At 67.9% G+C, this 16,005-nt stretch carries 14 protein-coding genes and 4 pseudogenes; 16 read left to right on the top strand and 2 right to left on the bottom strand.

The annotated features are described in order from the left end of the window. The first annotated feature begins 415 nt into the window (after positions 1-415). The 11 genes and pseudogenes from ACOBQU_RS17735 (at position 416) to ACOBQU_RS17685 (ending at position 9,128) form a co-directional block, all read left to right on the top strand. Positions 416-2,026, top strand: a complete 1,611-nt coding sequence (locus ACOBQU_RS17735) for a GmrSD restriction endonuclease domain-containing protein (protein ID WP_423628119.1) — start codon at positions 416-418, stop codon at positions 2,024-2,026. Continuing rightward, on the top strand, positions 2,016-3,227 hold the full coding sequence (locus ACOBQU_RS17730) for a type II toxin-antitoxin system HipA family toxin (protein ID WP_423628118.1): 1,212 nt from the start codon (positions 2,016-2,018) through the stop codon (positions 3,225-3,227). Before ACOBQU_RS17735 ends, ACOBQU_RS17730 begins: the two co-directional genes overlap by 11 nt. 378 nt (positions 3,228-3,605) lie before the next feature. Next, a pseudogene (locus tag ACOBQU_RS17725) lies at positions 3,606-3,824 on the top strand (plasmid transfer protein); the annotation flags it as partial. 111 nt (positions 3,825-3,935) lie between these two features. Continuing rightward, on the top strand, positions 3,936-4,754 hold the full coding sequence (locus ACOBQU_RS17720) for a DUF7221 family queuine tRNA-ribosyltransferase-like protein (RefSeq protein ID WP_423628116.1): 819 nt from the start codon (positions 3,936-3,938) through the stop codon (positions 4,752-4,754). Between the two features lie 21 nt (positions 4,755-4,775). Continuing rightward, a pseudogene (locus tag ACOBQU_RS17715) lies at positions 4,776-5,446 on the top strand (DUF2637 domain-containing protein). Between the two features lie 11 nt (positions 5,447-5,457). Then, positions 5,458-5,613: a hypothetical protein gene (locus ACOBQU_RS17710; protein WP_423628114.1), complete on the top strand. Its 156-nt coding sequence runs from the start codon at positions 5,458-5,460 to the stop codon at positions 5,611-5,613. 24 nt (positions 5,614-5,637) lie between these two features. Then, positions 5,638-5,952 carry a SpdD-like protein gene (locus ACOBQU_RS17705; protein WP_423628112.1) on the top strand — a complete coding sequence of 105 codons (315 nt, stop codon included), beginning with the start codon at positions 5,638-5,640 and terminating at the stop codon, positions 5,950-5,952. A gap of 1 nt (position 5,953) precedes the next feature. Beyond that, positions 5,954-6,136, top strand: a complete 183-nt coding sequence (locus ACOBQU_RS17700; protein ID WP_423628110.1) for a hypothetical protein — start codon at positions 5,954-5,956, stop codon at positions 6,134-6,136. A 275-nt stretch (positions 6,137-6,411) separates the two neighbouring features. After that, positions 6,412-7,781 (top strand): annotated as a pseudogene (repSA, locus tag ACOBQU_RS17695) (replication initiator protein RepSA). Next, a complete protein-coding gene (locus ACOBQU_RS17690) occupies positions 7,778-7,963 on the top strand; it encodes a helix-turn-helix domain-containing protein (protein ID WP_423628108.1) in 186 nt (61 codons plus the stop codon). The pseudogene repSA and the gene ACOBQU_RS17690 overlap by 4 nt, the downstream one beginning before the upstream one ends. Continuing rightward, positions 7,963-9,128, top strand: a pseudogene (locus ACOBQU_RS17685) (site-specific integrase). The gene ACOBQU_RS17690 and the pseudogene ACOBQU_RS17685 overlap by 1 nt, the downstream one beginning before the upstream one ends. A gap of 545 nt (positions 9,129-9,673) precedes the next feature. Here ACOBQU_RS17685 and ACOBQU_RS17680 read toward each other — a convergent pair. Further along, entirely contained in the window at positions 9,674-10,240 is a 567-nt protein-coding gene (locus ACOBQU_RS17680; protein ID WP_198503269.1) for a peptide deformylase, read from the bottom strand. Next, a complete protein-coding gene (locus tag ACOBQU_RS17675) occupies positions 10,237-11,211 on the bottom strand; it encodes a helix-turn-helix domain-containing protein (protein WP_423628106.1) in 975 nt (324 codons plus the stop codon). The genes ACOBQU_RS17680 and ACOBQU_RS17675 overlap by 4 nt, the downstream gene beginning before the upstream one ends. Before the next feature lie 144 nt (positions 11,212-11,355). Between ACOBQU_RS17675 and ACOBQU_RS17670 the strand changes: the two genes are divergently transcribed. The 5 genes from ACOBQU_RS17670 to ACOBQU_RS17650 are packed head-to-tail and all read left to right on the top strand — an operon-like array spanning position 11,356 to position 15,878. Further along, on the top strand, positions 11,356-12,510 hold the full coding sequence (locus ACOBQU_RS17670) for a glycosyltransferase family 1 protein (protein WP_423628104.1): 1,155 nt from the start codon (positions 11,356-11,358) through the stop codon (positions 12,508-12,510). Then, positions 12,507-13,211: a hypothetical protein gene (locus tag ACOBQU_RS17665; RefSeq protein WP_198503272.1), complete on the top strand. Its 705-nt coding sequence runs from the start codon at positions 12,507-12,509 to the stop codon at positions 13,209-13,211. Before ACOBQU_RS17670 ends, ACOBQU_RS17665 begins: the two co-directional genes overlap by 4 nt. After that, on the top strand, positions 13,208-14,437 hold the full coding sequence (locus ACOBQU_RS17660; RefSeq protein WP_423628102.1) for a glycosyltransferase: 1,230 nt from the start codon (positions 13,208-13,210) through the stop codon (positions 14,435-14,437). Before ACOBQU_RS17665 ends, ACOBQU_RS17660 begins: the two co-directional genes overlap by 4 nt. After that, positions 14,438-15,304: a glycosyltransferase family 2 protein gene (locus ACOBQU_RS17655; protein WP_423628100.1), complete on the top strand. Its 867-nt coding sequence runs from the start codon at positions 14,438-14,440 to the stop codon at positions 15,302-15,304. A 49-nt stretch (positions 15,305-15,353) separates the two neighbouring features. Next, positions 15,354-15,878 carry an AAA family ATPase gene (locus tag ACOBQU_RS17650; RefSeq protein ID WP_198503275.1) on the top strand — a complete coding sequence of 175 codons (525 nt, stop codon included), beginning with the start codon at positions 15,354-15,356 and terminating at the stop codon, positions 15,876-15,878. Positions 15,879-16,005: the final 127 nt, after the last annotated feature.

The following is a 16,005-nucleotide window of genomic DNA, read 5'->3' as shown; positions in this document are numbered from 1 at the left end:
TTTGAACCCACGACCTCTTCGTCCCGAAGCAACTCGGGCGGACGCTCGACCTGGGGTTGGTGTGCTTCTCACCTGCTGGGATGGTCCGCAGGTGTGCGCGGTTGTCCGCCGCTGTCCGTCGGCGTTGTCACGCAGTTAGACACTCACCGCGGCAGCAGCGTCCATCACTCAGGTTCGGCTGGGCAGACAACCTGGGTGCTCCTCTGGAGACCAGCATCGCCTGCTTGTCGTCGCCGCTTGCTGTGGCGGGTGACCGACAGCCGCAAGGATGGTACGGCACTAGGGTGGGCGACCGGAGGCGTTCTGAGCGGGGGAATGGCCTCTGACCTGCGCGCCCGCCACGGCGTCTCGGCAGCGCGTTCTATCATCGGCAGGGGCTCATTAAGGGTGGAGAGGCGGTCCGGTGGCTCACAACATGGTGCAGCAGACCATGGCCATGTCTCTGAGCGAGCTCGTGAGGCTGGCGGAAGAGGGTCAGTTCCGCGCCAGCACGTACTCCCGCCCGATTGTGTGGGGACCTAAGCAGATCACTGCATTCTTCGACTCCCTATCCCGAGGTTATCCCGCCGGACAGCTGCTCTTTGCTGAGCAGCCAGCGGGCGCAGAGGAAATGGAGCTGGGCGGCGTGGCGATCCACGCTCCAGAAAACCCTGTCGCGTGGACGATTATCGATGGATTCCAGCGCCTGTCCGCGCTCGTCGGAGCATGGCACGCGAACGAGGATTCGCCATATTTGGTCTGTTACGACCTCGAAAGCAGGCGTTTCGCAACCGGGTCGCCTCAGCACCTTCTCATGTTGCCGATTCCAGTTGCGGTGCACAGGCGTCAACTGCTCGAATGGCTTCGAGAGCGGCCTTTCCTTTCTGAGGAGAGTCGAAGCGAGGCCCTGAGTTTGGGAAGTCGCCTGGCTGGGTATGCCATGCCGGTCATCGTGATGCGCGGTTTCGAAGATACCAGCGCCCTCTACGATGTATTTACTCGGATTAACCGCGGCGGCGTCGGCCTAGCCCAAGCAGATTTGGATCGTGCCCGTAAGAGGCCCAGAAGGAAACCTCGTGGAGGTGTGGAGACACTCTCGTCACACAGTGAGAGATTGGGCTTCGGTCGCCTTAAAGAGGAGCTAGCGGCTCAGTGTGTGGTCGCAGCCCTTTCCCCGCGTGCTGATGCGCCTGTCGGCATGGCTGAGACTTTGCAGCTGTACCATTCCAGCCCGCGGCATGCCTTCGTGGAAGGCGAGACGAAGCTGTCTGAAGCACTCAGTTCGACTGTGAGATGGTTGCGGAAAGATGCCCGGATTCCGCATGTACGGTTGTTGCCCGCCGAGGTAGTGCTTCCGGTGGTGGTCAGGTTCTTCAGCGTGTTCGGTGCTCCGGAACCTCATATTCGCGAGTTGCTGCGGCGCTGGGTGTGGCGCACGGACGTAATCCGAAGAGAGGTCGATAAACGTAGGGCGCTCGAGGCAGTGGCAAGCACCGCAGGCGATGAGGTCCGTAGACTCCTCGATTCCCTTCCGCCTTCGAAGAGCAGACGGTACAGAACTGACGTGCATGCTAAGGGACTTGAGTCCCCTGAGGGCCGGATGAACGTGCTGGGCCTCCTTGGGGCGCAGCCGCTCTTGATCGTGCCCTCCAGACAGTTCAGCGAGCTGCCGGGTGCTCCGCTGACGGATAGCGGGATCCTTACGCCGTGGCTAGATAGCGGGGGAGAAATGTTTTCCTTGGTGACAGGTGTCCCCGTTATGGAAGCAACAACGTTGGGTCACTTTCTTCTGCATCCGTCCGTTTCTCGTGAGCAACTGCTGGAGTCCGTGATCTCGCTTCCGTCAGGGCACGAAGCCCTGGAGGGCCAGTTTCTTGATGAGGTGAGCGTTGTTCTCTTGCGTGAGGGGCGATTTGACGAGTTCGCCCTTCGACGTGATGAAATTCTTAGCGCTGAAATCAGTCGCCGGATCCAGGCTTTCGCGCGTGTAGGGTTCCGCGAAAAGGGGCGTCTGCCGACGTTGATGGGGGACGACTATGGCGGCTAGGACGGCGAGGGCCCGTGTTTTGCTCGGCGACCGGCACGTGGGCGTTCTCCATTACGCACAGGGCCGTACATTCTTCACCTATGAGGATCTGGACCCTGATCACCCCGTGCTCGGGCTCCCTTTTGAGTACAACCCTGACGTAGCTTCCCGCCCCGTAACCGGTGTTCCCAGTTGGTTCGCCAATCTACTACCCGAACGTGAATCCGCGCTGCGTAAAATTTATAATCAGCAGCTTCGTCGACGTGACGTTCCAGACTTTTTGCTTCTGCTTCACCTCGGTCACGACCTGCCTGGTGCTGTTCGGGTGGAGGCTGAGGGCGACCTCCCAGGCGACATGGTAGAGGTGCTGGAAGAAGCACAAACGACTTCTGGGAATTCGGCAATTGGGTTCTCCTTGTCGGGTATGCAGCTGAAGTTCTCGATGAAGTCTGAGGGAGATAAATTTTACCTACCCAACCTTCATGAGCTTGGCGATTGGATCGTGAAACTGCCGAGCAACGTTCACGCCGAGCTTCCTGCCAATGAGCACATCGCCATGGCATGGGCGGCTGCCATTGGTATCGATATTCCCGAGAATCGTCTCGTTCCACTATCATGCCTGCAACGGCTTCCTCAGGAGTACCTCGGTAACGGCGGAAGCGCCTTTGTGGTTCGCCGCTTCGACCGCACTGAACGCGGGCGAGTGCATCAGGAAGACTTTGCTCAGATCTTCGACGTCATGCCAGCAAGCAAGGACCGTGGCACTCAGGAACTCATCGGCCAGGTTATTCTGGAAAACTGCCCTGAAGACTTTGATGAGTATATCCGCCGTCTAGTGTTCTGCATTGCTGTCGGAAACAACGACGAGCACCTCAAGAACTGGTCTCTGCGCTACGCCGACGGACGCACGCCCCGGCTATCGCCCGCCTATGACCTTGTTGCCGTCACCTCTTATGCGCTGTACCAGCGCAAAGGGCTCACCCTGCCCATAGCCGGACAGACGGACATGCGATACCTGACCAGGGAACACTTCAGGCGGTTTGCCGAAAGCCTCCATGGCAGCGGTGCGGAACCATCCCGAGTCGTGGACGTAGTGGATACGACCGTGCGACAGCTACATGAGACCTGGCCTCAGATCCGAGACATCGCTAGTGCGCCGGATTTCGTAATTGAGCATCTGGATTGGCGACTCAGAAGTCTCCCACTCCTGCGCGACTCGTAATGCAGATTTCGAGCGAAGGGTACATCCGAGGTTGGATGTCCGTGGGTGCTGGAGATTGACAGGCATATGGTGTCCGGACCGGATACCTAATAGAGGTCGGCGTAGCGGCTTTGGGCTGGAGCTGATTTGGTGCGAGTGATCATGGCCCATTCCGCAAGCTAGCGGATCGGGCAGGTTTGTGAGCCTGCCCGTTAGTGCCGGTCTTGGGCCATGATCTTCGAGGCTCGCGCCAAATTGGCTGCCTAAAGCCGTGGAGCCGACCGCCCCAGCCACAGAGGGTGTCTGCCCACTTCATGCCCGCAGCCGCCGAGCGCTCGCGCCGTGCGCGGGCCTTGATGAACGTAGGGAAAGTTCTACCGCGCTGCTGGCTGTTGATCCCCCGCCGAGACGCGCGGGCTGGCCATCGGCGGGGACTCCACCGGCGGCTGGCATCGCATCCGCGCCCCGCACACCTCGCTGTGGCAGGCGGTGAACGTCTGCAACAAGTACGCCGACCGCACCACGGACCTGCCCGCGCTGGCGCCCTACCGCCCCGCGGCTGCCGCGCTGCCCTCGGCTCGTGTGCCGCTGTCCAAAACGGCTCCTGCCACGGCCTGATCTTCCCTCTCCCCGTCGGCGCGACTACTTCGCGCCATGTCTCTACCCCGCCCATGCCGAAAACCAGGCACCGGCATCTCCCCGAACCCGACCACGTGAGGGAACTCCCCGATGAGGTTCTACGTGACCACCCATAAACGGCACTGGGTCAAGCTCACCGATCTTCCGCTGTTCTTGAAGTCGGAGCACTTCGCTGTGGCCCGCACGCTGCATGAGGCTCTCGGCCCGTACGCGGTGGACTCCGGCGGCTTCACCGAACTCCAGCGCCACGGCCAGTGGACCCGCAGCCCGCGCCAGTACGTCGATGACCTGCGCCGCATCTGGGAGCACGTCGGCCCCTACGACTGGGCTGCGCCTCAGGACTGGATGTGCGAAGACCTGATCATCCACGGCGGCACAGTGGGCAAGCTGCACTTCGTCGGCACCCATCTGAGCGTCATTGAGCACCAGCGCCGCACCGTGGCCAACTTCCTCGAACTGCGCTCCCTCGCCCCCGACCTGCGGATAATCTCCGTACTACAGGGCCGGACGATCCCCGACTACGAACGCTGCCTGGCCATGTACGAGCGGGCCGGGGTCGACCTGCGCCAAGAGCCCGTTGTGGGGCTGGGCTCGGTATGCCGTTTGCAGTCCACCCTTGAGGGCGCGGCGATCGTCACCGCCATGGCCTCTCTCGGGCTGCGCCTGCACGGCTTCGGCTTCAAGACCCTCGGCCTCGCCAAGGTCGGCCACCTGCTGGCTTCCGCGGACTCCGCTGCCTGGAGCTCCCACGCCCGCCACCGGCCCGCCTTGCCCGGCCACCCGCACAAGTACTGCGCCAACTGCCTCGACTACGCCCTGCGCTGGCGCACCCGCGGCCTCGACGCCATGCGCCCTACCGCGCCGACCCAAAACCCGGATGCCTCGCACGCACAAATTCCCCTGTTCTGACCCGAAGGGAGGTGAAGACCCATGCCTCGATCGAACCGCCTGGATGCCGTCCTGGTTCAGGCCGTGATTGCTGGCGCGCTGTCATTCGCCCACCTGCACGACCTGGCCGCCGCTGCCGGACAGGACGGCTGGAAAGCCTGGGCCTACCAGGTCAGTGTTGACCTGCTCCTGGTCGCTGCCTGGCGACGGCTCCGCACGGACGGCCCGTCCCGGCTGGCCTGGTGCTGGTTCGTCATCGCCCTGGTGGCCTCGCTCGGCGCCAACGTCGCCACCGCCGGACTCCTCGACCTGGGCGACGTCCCGGCGTGGCTGCGCATCCTGGTCGCCGCGTGGCCCGCGCTGGCCTTCATGGGCGGCACTCTCCTCGCCCACTCGGCCACGGACCGGGTGCCGGATCCGCCGGCACCCGCAACCCTGGCCCCCCTCCCGGAGTCGAGCCCGAACCGCGGGCGGATGTAGCGGAGTTGGACGCCTCCCTAGCGCCTGCGGTCCAGGAAGCTCCCGCGCTTCCCGCCTCTGAGCCCGCCTCGGCTCCGCCCGTTGTCCCGGCCGCGCTGGTCGACCACGCCCGCAAGGTCGCCGCCGACCACCGCGCCCGTACCGGCGCCCCGATCGACACCGACACCGTGCGCGCCCGCCTCGGCGTCCCGCCCCAGCTCGCCGCCCGCACCCACCGCTGCAAGGTCCGCTAGGAGGCACCGCCGTGGAAGTACCGCTCTGGCTCGCCCTGCTCGTCGTCGGCTACCTCGGCATCAAGCTCATCCGCCCGCCCTGGTGGCTCATCGCCGTCCTGCTGCTCGGCGGCTTCCTCCTCGCCGACAGCGTCCTCGCCCCCGCCATCAACACGTTCATGAAGTAGCCCAGCACTGAAGGGAGTTCACCGATGTTCCGCCCGAAGATCCCGACCATGCCCACCTTGACCGGCCACACGGCCCCACCCGTTGTGATCGAGCCGACCGCCGTCGTCCCGGCTGCCCAGACCCCGCCGCCCGCTCCGGTGGCACCGGACCAGTCCCGGCCCGTCGTGCAGCTCACGCCCGGCGCCGCGCTAGCCCTCGTCGGCGGCGGCACCGCCGTCGTCCTGGTCATCGGCGCCGTCCTGGTCTCCATGCTCCTGGCCGTCGCCATCACCGGCGCCTCCGTCGCTGCGTGCGCCGTCGTCCTGCGCTCCCTCCTCAACGCCGAAAGGAAGCACTGACATGCGCATCTTCAGCAAGTGTCCCGCCACCGATCCCGTCAAGGCCGAACGCGAGTACCGCGCTATCAAGCGTGAGGCCGTCCAGCGGCACCACGAGATCGCCGACCGAATCCAGAACGGCACCGCCACGCCGGAGGAAAAGCGCATCTTCAACGCCGGACGTAGGCGCTCCGGCCGCATCTGACCGGCCCCGGAGCGGCCTCGGTCGCCAAACTTCCGCCGCTCCGGGCGCCGTCCCTGTCCGATCCAAGAAACCGGAAGGACCTCCATCATGACCGGCCCCACCCCGGCCCCCAACACAACCGCGCGGATCTGCCCGAACTGCGACGGTTTCGCCTCCGCTGCCATCACCATCGGCGGCCGTGACCGGCGTGGGCAGCTGCCCACGCTCACCATCGCCTGCCCGGCCTGCAAGGGCCCTGGACACCGTTCCCGCCCGCCGCGTCCGGGAGGGTGCCGGTGCCTGACCTGCTGCTCGACCCGACCACCCTCGGCGACCTGCTGAGGGTGGCTTCGGCCCCCGACTACACCCGCCGGGAAGACCAGATCCGCCGTACCGGAGGCTGCGCCGACCCCATCCACCTGCGCGCTGGATCCTGCATAAGGACAAGGTCACCGGCGAGACCCCGCACCACTACTCCACCGAGAACGAGCCGGGCGGCCGTCTCCGCGTCGCCTGCGGCAACCGCCGCGCCTCCCGCTGCCCGGCCTGCGCTTGGACCTACGCCGGGGACACCTACCACCTCATCCGAGCCGGTCTCGCCGGAGACGACCGCCGCGACATCCCCGCCACCGTCCGCGACCATCCCCGCGTCTTCGCCACCCTCACCGCGCCCTCCTTCGGCCCGGCCCACAACCGTCCCGACCGAGGCGTCTGCCGCTGCGGCACCCGCCACGCCGCCGACGACCCCGCCCTGGGCACCGCCCTGGACCCGGAGACGTACGACTACGCGGGCGCCGTGCTGTTCAATAGCCACGCTGGGCAGCTCTGGCAGCGCTTCACCAACCGGCTCCGCCGCGAGATCGCCGCCCGCGGCGGCATCACCCAGCGGGAGCTGAAGGAGTGTGCCCGGCTCTCCTACGGCAATGTCGCCGAGTTCCAGAAGCGCGGCGCCGTGCACTTCCACGCCGTGATCCGCATCGACGGGCCTGAAGGACCAGACACCCCGCCACCTGCCTGGGCCACGGTCGATCTCCTCGCCGACGCCATCCGTGCAGCTGCCGCGCACTCCTAGACCTCGGTATCCGTCCCGGCCGCCGACGGCCAACCGGCCCGCACCTTCCGCTGGGGCATCCAGCTCGACGTCCGGTCAGTGAAGGCGTTCGGCGACGGCTCCGAAATCACCGAACAGGCCGTGGCCTCCTACGTCGCCAAGTACGCCACCAAGGCCGCCGAGAACACCGGCACCCTTGACCGCCGCATCGCCGAACTCGACCGCCACGGCGTGCCCGACCACACCCGCCGCCTCATCGAAGCGTGCAAGGTCCTCGATCCGCTGTACCCGGATCGGCGCCTGTGGGCCTGGGCGCACATGCTCGGCTTCCGAGGCCACTTCTCCTCTAAGTCCCGCCGCTACTCCACCACCCTCGGCGCCCTCCGCCAGGCACGCGCTGACTACCGCGCCGCCCAGAAACGCGAAGCCTTCGGCCTGGACGACGCCGAGCCGGACACCGTCCTGATCCTGGCCGACTGGCAGTACGCCGGACACGGCCACACCCCGGGCGAATCCGCCCTCGCCGCCACCATCACCCGCGACCTCCAGCTCAACCGCGAAACCGCCCGCGAAGCCCTACGCGATCAACTCGTCCTGGTAGGAGCCGCAGCATGACTGCTACCCCTGAACTGCTGACGGTGTCGGACGTCATGGCGCGGCTCAAGGTCGGACGCTCCAAGGTCTACGACCTGATCCGTACTCATCGGCTCGCCTCCATCAAGATCGATGGTGCTCGCCGGATACCTGCTGACGCCGTACGCGACTTCATCGAGCACCAGCTTGAGGAGGCCGCCTGATGACCAAGCGGCGCGGCCGCGGTGACGGCGGGCTCCACTGGGACGAGAAGAGACAGCGTTGGATCGCCACGGCGAACCTGGGCTTCGACCCGAGCGGCAAGCGGATCGTGAAGCGGGGGGTGGCAAGACCAAGACTGAGGCGAAGAACAAGCTTAAGGAGGTGTTGCGGGATCACGAGGATGGCCTTGCGATCGCCCCCACGGGCTACACCGTTGCAGACGCCGTGAACGACTGGCTTGCCTTCGGCCTGGCGGGCCGTGATCCGGGCACCGTCGAGAACTGCACCATCCTGAGTCAGAACCACGTGATCCCATCTCTGGGCGCCCGGAAGCTCCGCGACCTCAGCGCGGAAGACGTCGACCGCTGGTTGGCTGACAAGTCCAAGACCCTCAGCACACGCACGCTGCAGGCCATCCACTCCTGTCTGAACCGCTCGGTCAAGCGGGCCATGGCGCGGGACAAGGTGAAGCGCAACGTAGTCGAGCTGTGCTCCGTACCCCAGGGCCAGGCTGGGTGGCCGTCCAAGGCTTTCACCTTGGCCCAAGCCGAGGCGGTGCTCAAGGCGGCCGAGGGGACTTCCATGCACGCGTACATCGTCGTCGCCCTGCTGACTGGCGCGCGCACCGAGGAGCTGCGGGCCCTCACCTGGGACCACGCCTTTCTGAAGGGACGACCAGATGCCGACCCGCCGCAACCTCCGCACATCGCGGTTTGGCGCTCCGTTCGGAGTGGCGGTGACACCAAGCCCCGGAAGTCCCAGCGCACGCTCGCTCTGTCGGCGCGTTGCGTGGAGGTCCTATGGCAGCACTTCGAAGACCAGGGCTGGGAACGGCTCGCTGCTGGCGACAAGTGGGAGGAACACGGCTTGGTCTTCTCGTCGGCCGTCGGCAAGTCGCTCGACGCGACCAACGTCCGGCGCGCCTTCCGTCAGGCACTCAAGGAGGCCGAGGGGATCAACGCCGACGAGTGGACGCCTCGGGAGCTCCGGCACAGCTTTGTGTCCCTGCTCTCGGACCGAGGCGTCCCGCTGGAGGAGATCTCCCGTCTCGTCGGTCACTCCGGCACGGCCGTGACCGAGGAGGTCTACCGGAAGCAGATCCGGCCCGTGATCCAGACCGGTGCCGTGGTCATGGATGGCATCTTCAGGCGGGATCCGGAGCGCTAGTCACGCAGATAGACACGCACAACGAGTCAGGGTCACCTCCGAAATTTCGAAAGTGACCCTGACCTCGTATTTCGCTGTCGGGGTGGCGGGATTTGAACCCACGACCTCTTCGTCCCGAATGAGGTTCGGTTGGTGATCTCGCCTGCATGGATGGTGTTTGCGCAGGTCAGAGGCGTGGGCTCAATGAGGCTTGCGTGGTGTCGGAAGGGCTCGGGGAGCAGGTTGGCTCCCAAACGGCTCCCACGACGCCCGGTGCCGAGGGCGCACGTCAACGGTGGGACTTGGGTGGTGCAGCAGGGGCTCCTCGCGGTGCAGGTGATCGGCGCGCTCCCACCCGGCCCGGACAAGCTGCTGATACTGGCACCAGAACCGGCCCGCGAACCAGGGCAGCGCCCGCCGTAAACAGCCATGAATCATCCCGTTGTGGGCGACCTTGGGGGACTCCGGTTTCACTGTCAGGCCGGTCTCCTCGCACACTATCGGACTGCGGTTTCGGTGATCGGTTCGCCGGGCTCGCCTCCCAGCCCTCCCCGCGCAGTTGACGGCTACTGCTCGTATGCCCAGGCCCGACCGGTCTGCCGGTATTCCTCGACGGGGATGGGGGTGATGCCGGTGCGCATGCGGGTGGTGTAGAGCAGGCCGTCGAGGTGGTCGATCTCGTGGTGGATGAGGCGGGCGAGGCCGCGTTCGTACACGGTGGTTACGGTCTCGCCGGTCAGGGCCGTGGTCTCCACGGTGATCTTCAGAGGGCGGGGGACGAGGCCGCGGACGTCGAAGAAGCTCAGGCAGCCCTCGTACTGCTCGTCCAGCTCGTCGGAGCGGTCGGTGATCTTCGGGTTGAGCAGGATGATGGCGGGTGCGTCGCCGGGCGGCTGGACGACGGCGGCGGTGCGGCCGATGCCGATCTGTGGGGCGGCGATGCCCATGCCTTTGGCGAAGGGGTGGACCTGGCCGATCCGTTCCATCGCGGCGAACAGCTCGTCGGTGATGCGCTCGGCCTCGTTGCGCTCGGCGGGCAGGGTGAAGGTGCGGGCCGGTTCGGCGAGGATGCCGGCGCCGTGTTGAACAACGCCGAGGTCTCGCATCTGCTGGCTGGGCCGCACGTCAATCACCTGAAGTCCCCTTGTGCCGTGTCGTGTTCGGGTCGTGCCCGGAACCTCCACTCAAGACGGTACCGAGCGTGGAGGGCGGGCGTGGTCGTGATCCAGGTGAATTGCCTCAGTTCACCGTCGTCGCTGCGGACGGGCGGGGTCCGCAGCGGGGAGGCTTCGGCTGTCATGGAGGTCTCGGTGCCCCACACGACGGGGTCGAGGGCGGCGGGGAAGGCAAGCTGGACTTCGAGTTGTTCGGTGGGCAGGCGGACGGCTCGCTGGAACCAGTTGCCCCATTTGTCGTCGCCGACGGTGTAGGCGTACTCGATCCATACGGACTCGCCGGGGTAGAGCGGGAAGCGGCCGTGTTCGTTGTCGAACAGCAGCCAGACTTCCTTGAAGGCGTCGCGGTCGTGCTTGGCCTGCCAGCGCATCGTCTCGCCGCGGCAGGTGGCGGTGAGGTCGAGTTCGTCCCAGGTCAGCGGGTGGACTCGGTAGTGGGCGTTGGACTGCTCGGGGTCGCCGGGGTAGCGGTCGACGGAGATGCGGATCAGGTAGCGGGTCACCGGTTCGTCGCCGGTGTTCCGCAGCAACCGTCGCATGGTGAGCCGGTAGGAGTGGCCGTCGTACTGGAGGCGGGCGGCGTCGTGTTCGACGACGAGGGCGGACCCGGTGGCATACGGCTGCTCGTGCCTGCGCTGGGCCGGTGGGGCCGCAGGTTGGCGACGGGTCCTGGTGCGGGCCTGCTCGTAATCGCACCAGCGCCGCCAGATCGCTTTCCCGGCGTTGAGGTGCTCGTCGGCGAGCCGGGCGAACTCCTCGGTGGGCTTGTGGCGGCCGGACTCGACGTGGCTGACGTAGGACGGGTCGAAGCCCATGGCCAGCGCTAATGCCCGCTTGGACATGCCGCGTACTTCCCGCCATCTGGCTACCTCAGCCGCGAAGTCCTCGGCCGCCTGCTCGACGGTGATCTCCTCGCTGTGCGCGTCCATCGAAGCCCCGCTCCGCGTCACTTGGTGAGCATGAATGAACCGTGAGTGATCCAAGTTCATCATCCCGTCACGGCTCACGTCGCCGTTTTCCTTCCCTCAACGGCCCGGATCGACCCCCGGGCGAACGAGGGAGGCGACGCAACCATGCGCGTGCTGTACCTGCTCAACATCTCCAACCCCGACCGGTTGTCGGCGGATTCGGGGTGGATCTTCGCGGATCTGCTGGCCCCGTCCCTGGCCGACGCCGGGGCGGACGTAACCGTCGCGGCCCCGGCTGCGGCCGGGGATGCCCGCTGCGGCTTCCACCAGACCAAGGTGCCCGGGACGAAGTACCGGGCCCGGTTCTCGGCGGACATCGACGAGTTGGTGGCCCTAATCGGGGCGGAGAAGCCGGACGTGGTGGTGGCCAACCAGATCGAGGAGGCCCCGGCCGTTCGTACGGCTCTGCTGGAGGCCAGGTCGGATGCGCTGCTGGCCGGGTACTGCCACTACCTGCCGTTTTCGTTCGCGGGCGGCGGGCAGATGCTGCCCGACCCGTCGTTGGACGACGCGGGGCTGGGGCGGCCGGTGCTGCTGGCGTTCGCCGCGGGCCTGGCCGCGTGCGACCGGGTGATGGTCCACTCCTCCACGGCCGCCTCCTGGGTGTCGGCCGCCGCTGCCCGGATGACGCTGGACCTCGGCAACCGGCTGCGAGTGGTGCCCGCACCGCGTGACGAGCGCCTGGTCCGCGACCCGGCCACGGCCCAGCCCACGACCGGTACGGCGATCGGTGTCTACAACCACCGGCTGTACGCGCACTACGGCACCGAGCAGTTCGTGGACGTGGCCCGCCGGCTCAGCGACTCCGGTGCGGTGCGGCTGCGGGTGATGGACCTGTTCGGCCAGCGCCGGGCCGAGCGCAAGGGCCTGGACGACAGCCCCGAGAAGATGCGCGAGAAGCTCGCCGCATTGCCGCATGTGCAGGTCGTCTCCGACCGTGGCGACCGCGTCCGCTACAAGAACCTGCTGGCCGGCGCCCGCTTCGGCATCGCCCCGTTCAGGCCCGGCTGCCCGTGGTCGATGAGCGTCATCGACTGCCAGGGCATGGGCCAGCCGGTCATCTCGCCTCGCCTGGGCTGGCTCGCCGAACACATCGACCCCGAGCTGTGCTTCACCACCCCGGACGAGGCCGTCGCCTTGGCCGAACGCCTCGCCACGGACGACGAGTTCCACGCCGTCCACGCCAAGCGGGCCCACGCCTCCACCGCCGACTTCACCCCCGCCCTGGTCGCCGCCCGCTACCTGGAGGCCATCTCGTGACCGGCTTCGACGCCGTCTTCCTCTCCTACGACGAGCCGATGGCCAACTCCCTGCACTCCCGCCTCCAGCGCACCCTCGGCGGCACCGTAAAGCGCCTGCACGGGGTCCACGGGATGCGCCGGGCCTACCGGCTGTGCGCCGAGGTCGTCGAGCGCGAGCAGTTCTTCCTCGCCGACGGCGACTTCGCCATCGACACCGACTTCGATGTGGCCACCGTCGAGCCGCTGGACGAGGGCGTCTCCATGCGGGTGTGGCGGGCGGTCAACCCGGTCAACGGCCTGACCTACGGCTACGGCGGCCTGAAGCTGATCCGCCGCAGTGCTCTGCGGGAGATGGGCGACGCCGTGGACGTGCTCGCCGCCCTGCCCGGAAGGATCGAATTCGCCCAGCACACCGCCGGGATCACGCGGTTCAACCAGAGCCCCTTCCACGCCTGGAAGGCCGGTTTCCGCGAGTGCGCGATGCTGTCCCGCGGCAGCGAGTACGGCATGGCCGACGACGACGCCCACCAGCGCGTCGATGCCTGGATGCTCAGCCGCAGCGGCGAGTTCGCCGCCTATGCCGCCGCTGGGGCGACCGAGGGCGTCGCCTTCGCCCGGCAGGCCGCGCGTGACCCGCAGCAGTTCGACCACCTCAACGACCCCACCTGGCTGCGGGAGAGGTTCACCGCCGCCCACGGAGACCAGGCGGTGTCCGGATGACCGGTCCGCTCGTACTCATCGAGCCGTACGCGAACCGCCTGGGCGGGCACCATCAGCGCACGCTGGCGGCCCTCGCCCAGGCCCGGCCCGGCAGCCTCGTCATCGCCCCGCACGGGATCGCCTCCGAGGCGGTACGTGCCCTGCGCGAGGCGGGTGCCCGGCTGGTGACCGCACCGGCCGGGCCGGCGGCGACCGTGCTGTTGGCCGTCTCCCGCCTGGCGGCCGGGCTCTCCTCGGCCGGTCAGCGTGTGTTCCGCTCGCGGCGCTGGCCCCGCCGCCTGCGGAGGGTGCCGCACCAGATCACCCTGATCGCCCGCTGCCTGTCCGAGGCGTCCGCGCTGCGGTCCGGCCGCCGGTTGGAGTCCGGCGCCGACGCGGTGGTGATCCTGACCGCGAGCGAGGCCCTGCACGGGGCCGCCGCCCTCCTCGGCGGGCAGCCGCACCTGCGGTTCGTCCACGAGGCGGTCACGGCCGAGGACGCCGTCGTGCGGATGCTGGGCCGGCTCGCCCGCCGGGGCGAGCAACGGGTGGTTGCCGTGTACCCGACGCAGGCCGTCGGCGATCAGTTCGCCACAGCCTTCGCCGACCTGCCCGCGGTGGTGGGCGCCTTCGCAGTCGACGACGGCCACCGCCTGAGCGACGCCGAACGTGACGGGGGCCGAGCCGCATTCGACATCCCCGCCGCCGAGGCGGTGGTCTGCCTGGTCGGTGGGTGGTGGCCCTACAAGGACATCCCTGTCCTCGACGCCGCCCTGGACCGGCTCAAGGAGCCCCTGCACCTAGTGGTCACCGGCTCCCCGCTCGACGAGGCCGTCCTTGAGCGATGGCAGTCCCTGCCCGGCCTGCGGGTGCACACCGTGCCCGGCCCGGTCAGCGACTCCGTGCTGCGGCTGGTGTACGCCGCCGCGGACGCCGCCCTGGTCACCCGCCACCCCGGGACTGGCAAGGAATCCGGGCTCGTCATGGACGCCGCCCGGCTCGGCGTCCCCCTGATCGTCTCCGAGCACGACGACGCCCTCACCGCCCGCCTGTACGGCCAGCCCTGGGCCCTGACGTTCCCTGCTGGTGACCCGGACGCCCTCGCCGACGCACTGCACACCGTCATCCGCCAGCCGCCCGGTTACCCCGGGCAGGAGGCCCCGGGACTGCTCGGGATGCGGTCGGCCGCCGAGCAGGCCGACTTCCTCACCCGCACGTTTGCCCCCTTGCGCACGAAGGAGTCCTGAATGCTGAGCACGCCTCCCGCGCTGATCGCCGTCGTCGGTCCCGTCGAGCCGCCGCTGCTGGCCGCCTGGGTCCGCCACTACCGGTGGCTGGGCGTCGAGCGGTTCCTGATCGCCTTCCACTTCCCCGACCACGTCCCCGACCGGCAACGGCACGAACTCCAGGCCGCGTGCCGCGAGCTGGGCATCATCCCCACCGGCACCAGCACCGGCCCGTGGCACGAGCACACCAACACCCAGCTCCGCGACGCCCTGCGGCACCGGGCCGGTCCCGGCTGGCACCTGCTTGCCGACGTTGATGAGTTCCAGCAGTACCCCGCCCCGCTGAACGAGGTGATCGCCCAGGCCGAGAAGTCCGGAAACCAGGTGGTCGGCGGTCTGATGCTCGACCGCATTGCCGCGAGCGGACGCCTGACCGGCTGGCGGCCCGAAGGCGGCCTCAATCTCGCCTATCCCCTCGGCGGCCACCTCACCCACCGGCTCCTGCATGGCGACCCGAGGAAGATCGTCCTCACCCGCCACGACGTCACCGTCTCCTCCGGCAACCACCGCGCTCCGGGCCACCGGCCCGACGCGGACCGCATCTGCGCGGTTCACCATTTCAAGTGGCGCTCGGGAGTCCTGGACGACCTGCGCCGCCGGGTCCAGCACTTCACCACAGGCACCTGGCAGGAACACACACCGGCCGTCCGCGACGAGGCCGGACGCCTGCTCGCCCACGTCGGCCAGCACGGCGGAGTGATCAACACCAGCGATCCGCGGTTCGCCTTCCGCCGGGTGAGCCTGGACCAGATGCCCTTCAGCTGGCCCTCCGAGGCTCGCAGCATCTTCACCACCTGGCGTCCGCACGCCTACAGCGGCCAGGATTGACACAACGACGCTCTCACGCGCGGACAGCATGTCGCGGAAGGATGACCACGTGCCCCTCGCCGTACTCCTGGCCGGCCTCACCGGCTCCGGGAAGACCACCGTCGCCCAGGCCCTGGCCGACCGCGGCTACCTCCGGCTGTCCGTGGACGAGGAGGTCCACCGCCTCCACGGCCGGTACGGGGTGGACTACCCCGAGCACACCTACTTCGAGCGTGAACGGCCCGTGGTCGAAGCGACCCGGGACCGGTTCATCAAGGAGATCGAGGCCGGGAACGACGTCGTCCTGGACCACGGCCTGTGGCGCCGGGCCGAGCGCGACGCCTGGCGGCAGGCCGCCCGCGAAGCGGGCGGCCTGCCCGTCGTGGTCTACCTCCCCGCCGACCGCGACGAGCTGCTGCGGCGCCTGGCCAAGCGCAACGAACGCGAGGACGCCAACGCGCTGGCCGTCACCCCCGAGGCGCTGGACGACTTCTTCGCCCGCTTCGACGCCCCGGCCGACGACGAAGACGTGATCGTCCACACCGGCGCCCTGGACGTATTGGTGGCGGCGCTCATCGAGGCCCGGGGTCGGTAAGGCCGCCGGGGTCTTGGTCCGGAGGCCGTCAGCAGCACGCCCGTACGAGGCCGTGCCGCTGCGAGCGGCGGGCGGTACCCGGCGCCGCACGTGGAGTCGAAGCCGCATGGCGCCGACTCCACGCGAG

The organism is Streptomyces sp. G45 (assembly GCF_049542095.1).
Classification (GTDB): domain Bacteria; phylum Actinomycetota; class Actinomycetes; order Streptomycetales; family Streptomycetaceae; genus Streptomyces.
This window is presented reverse-complemented; position numbering and strand designations above follow the sequence as displayed.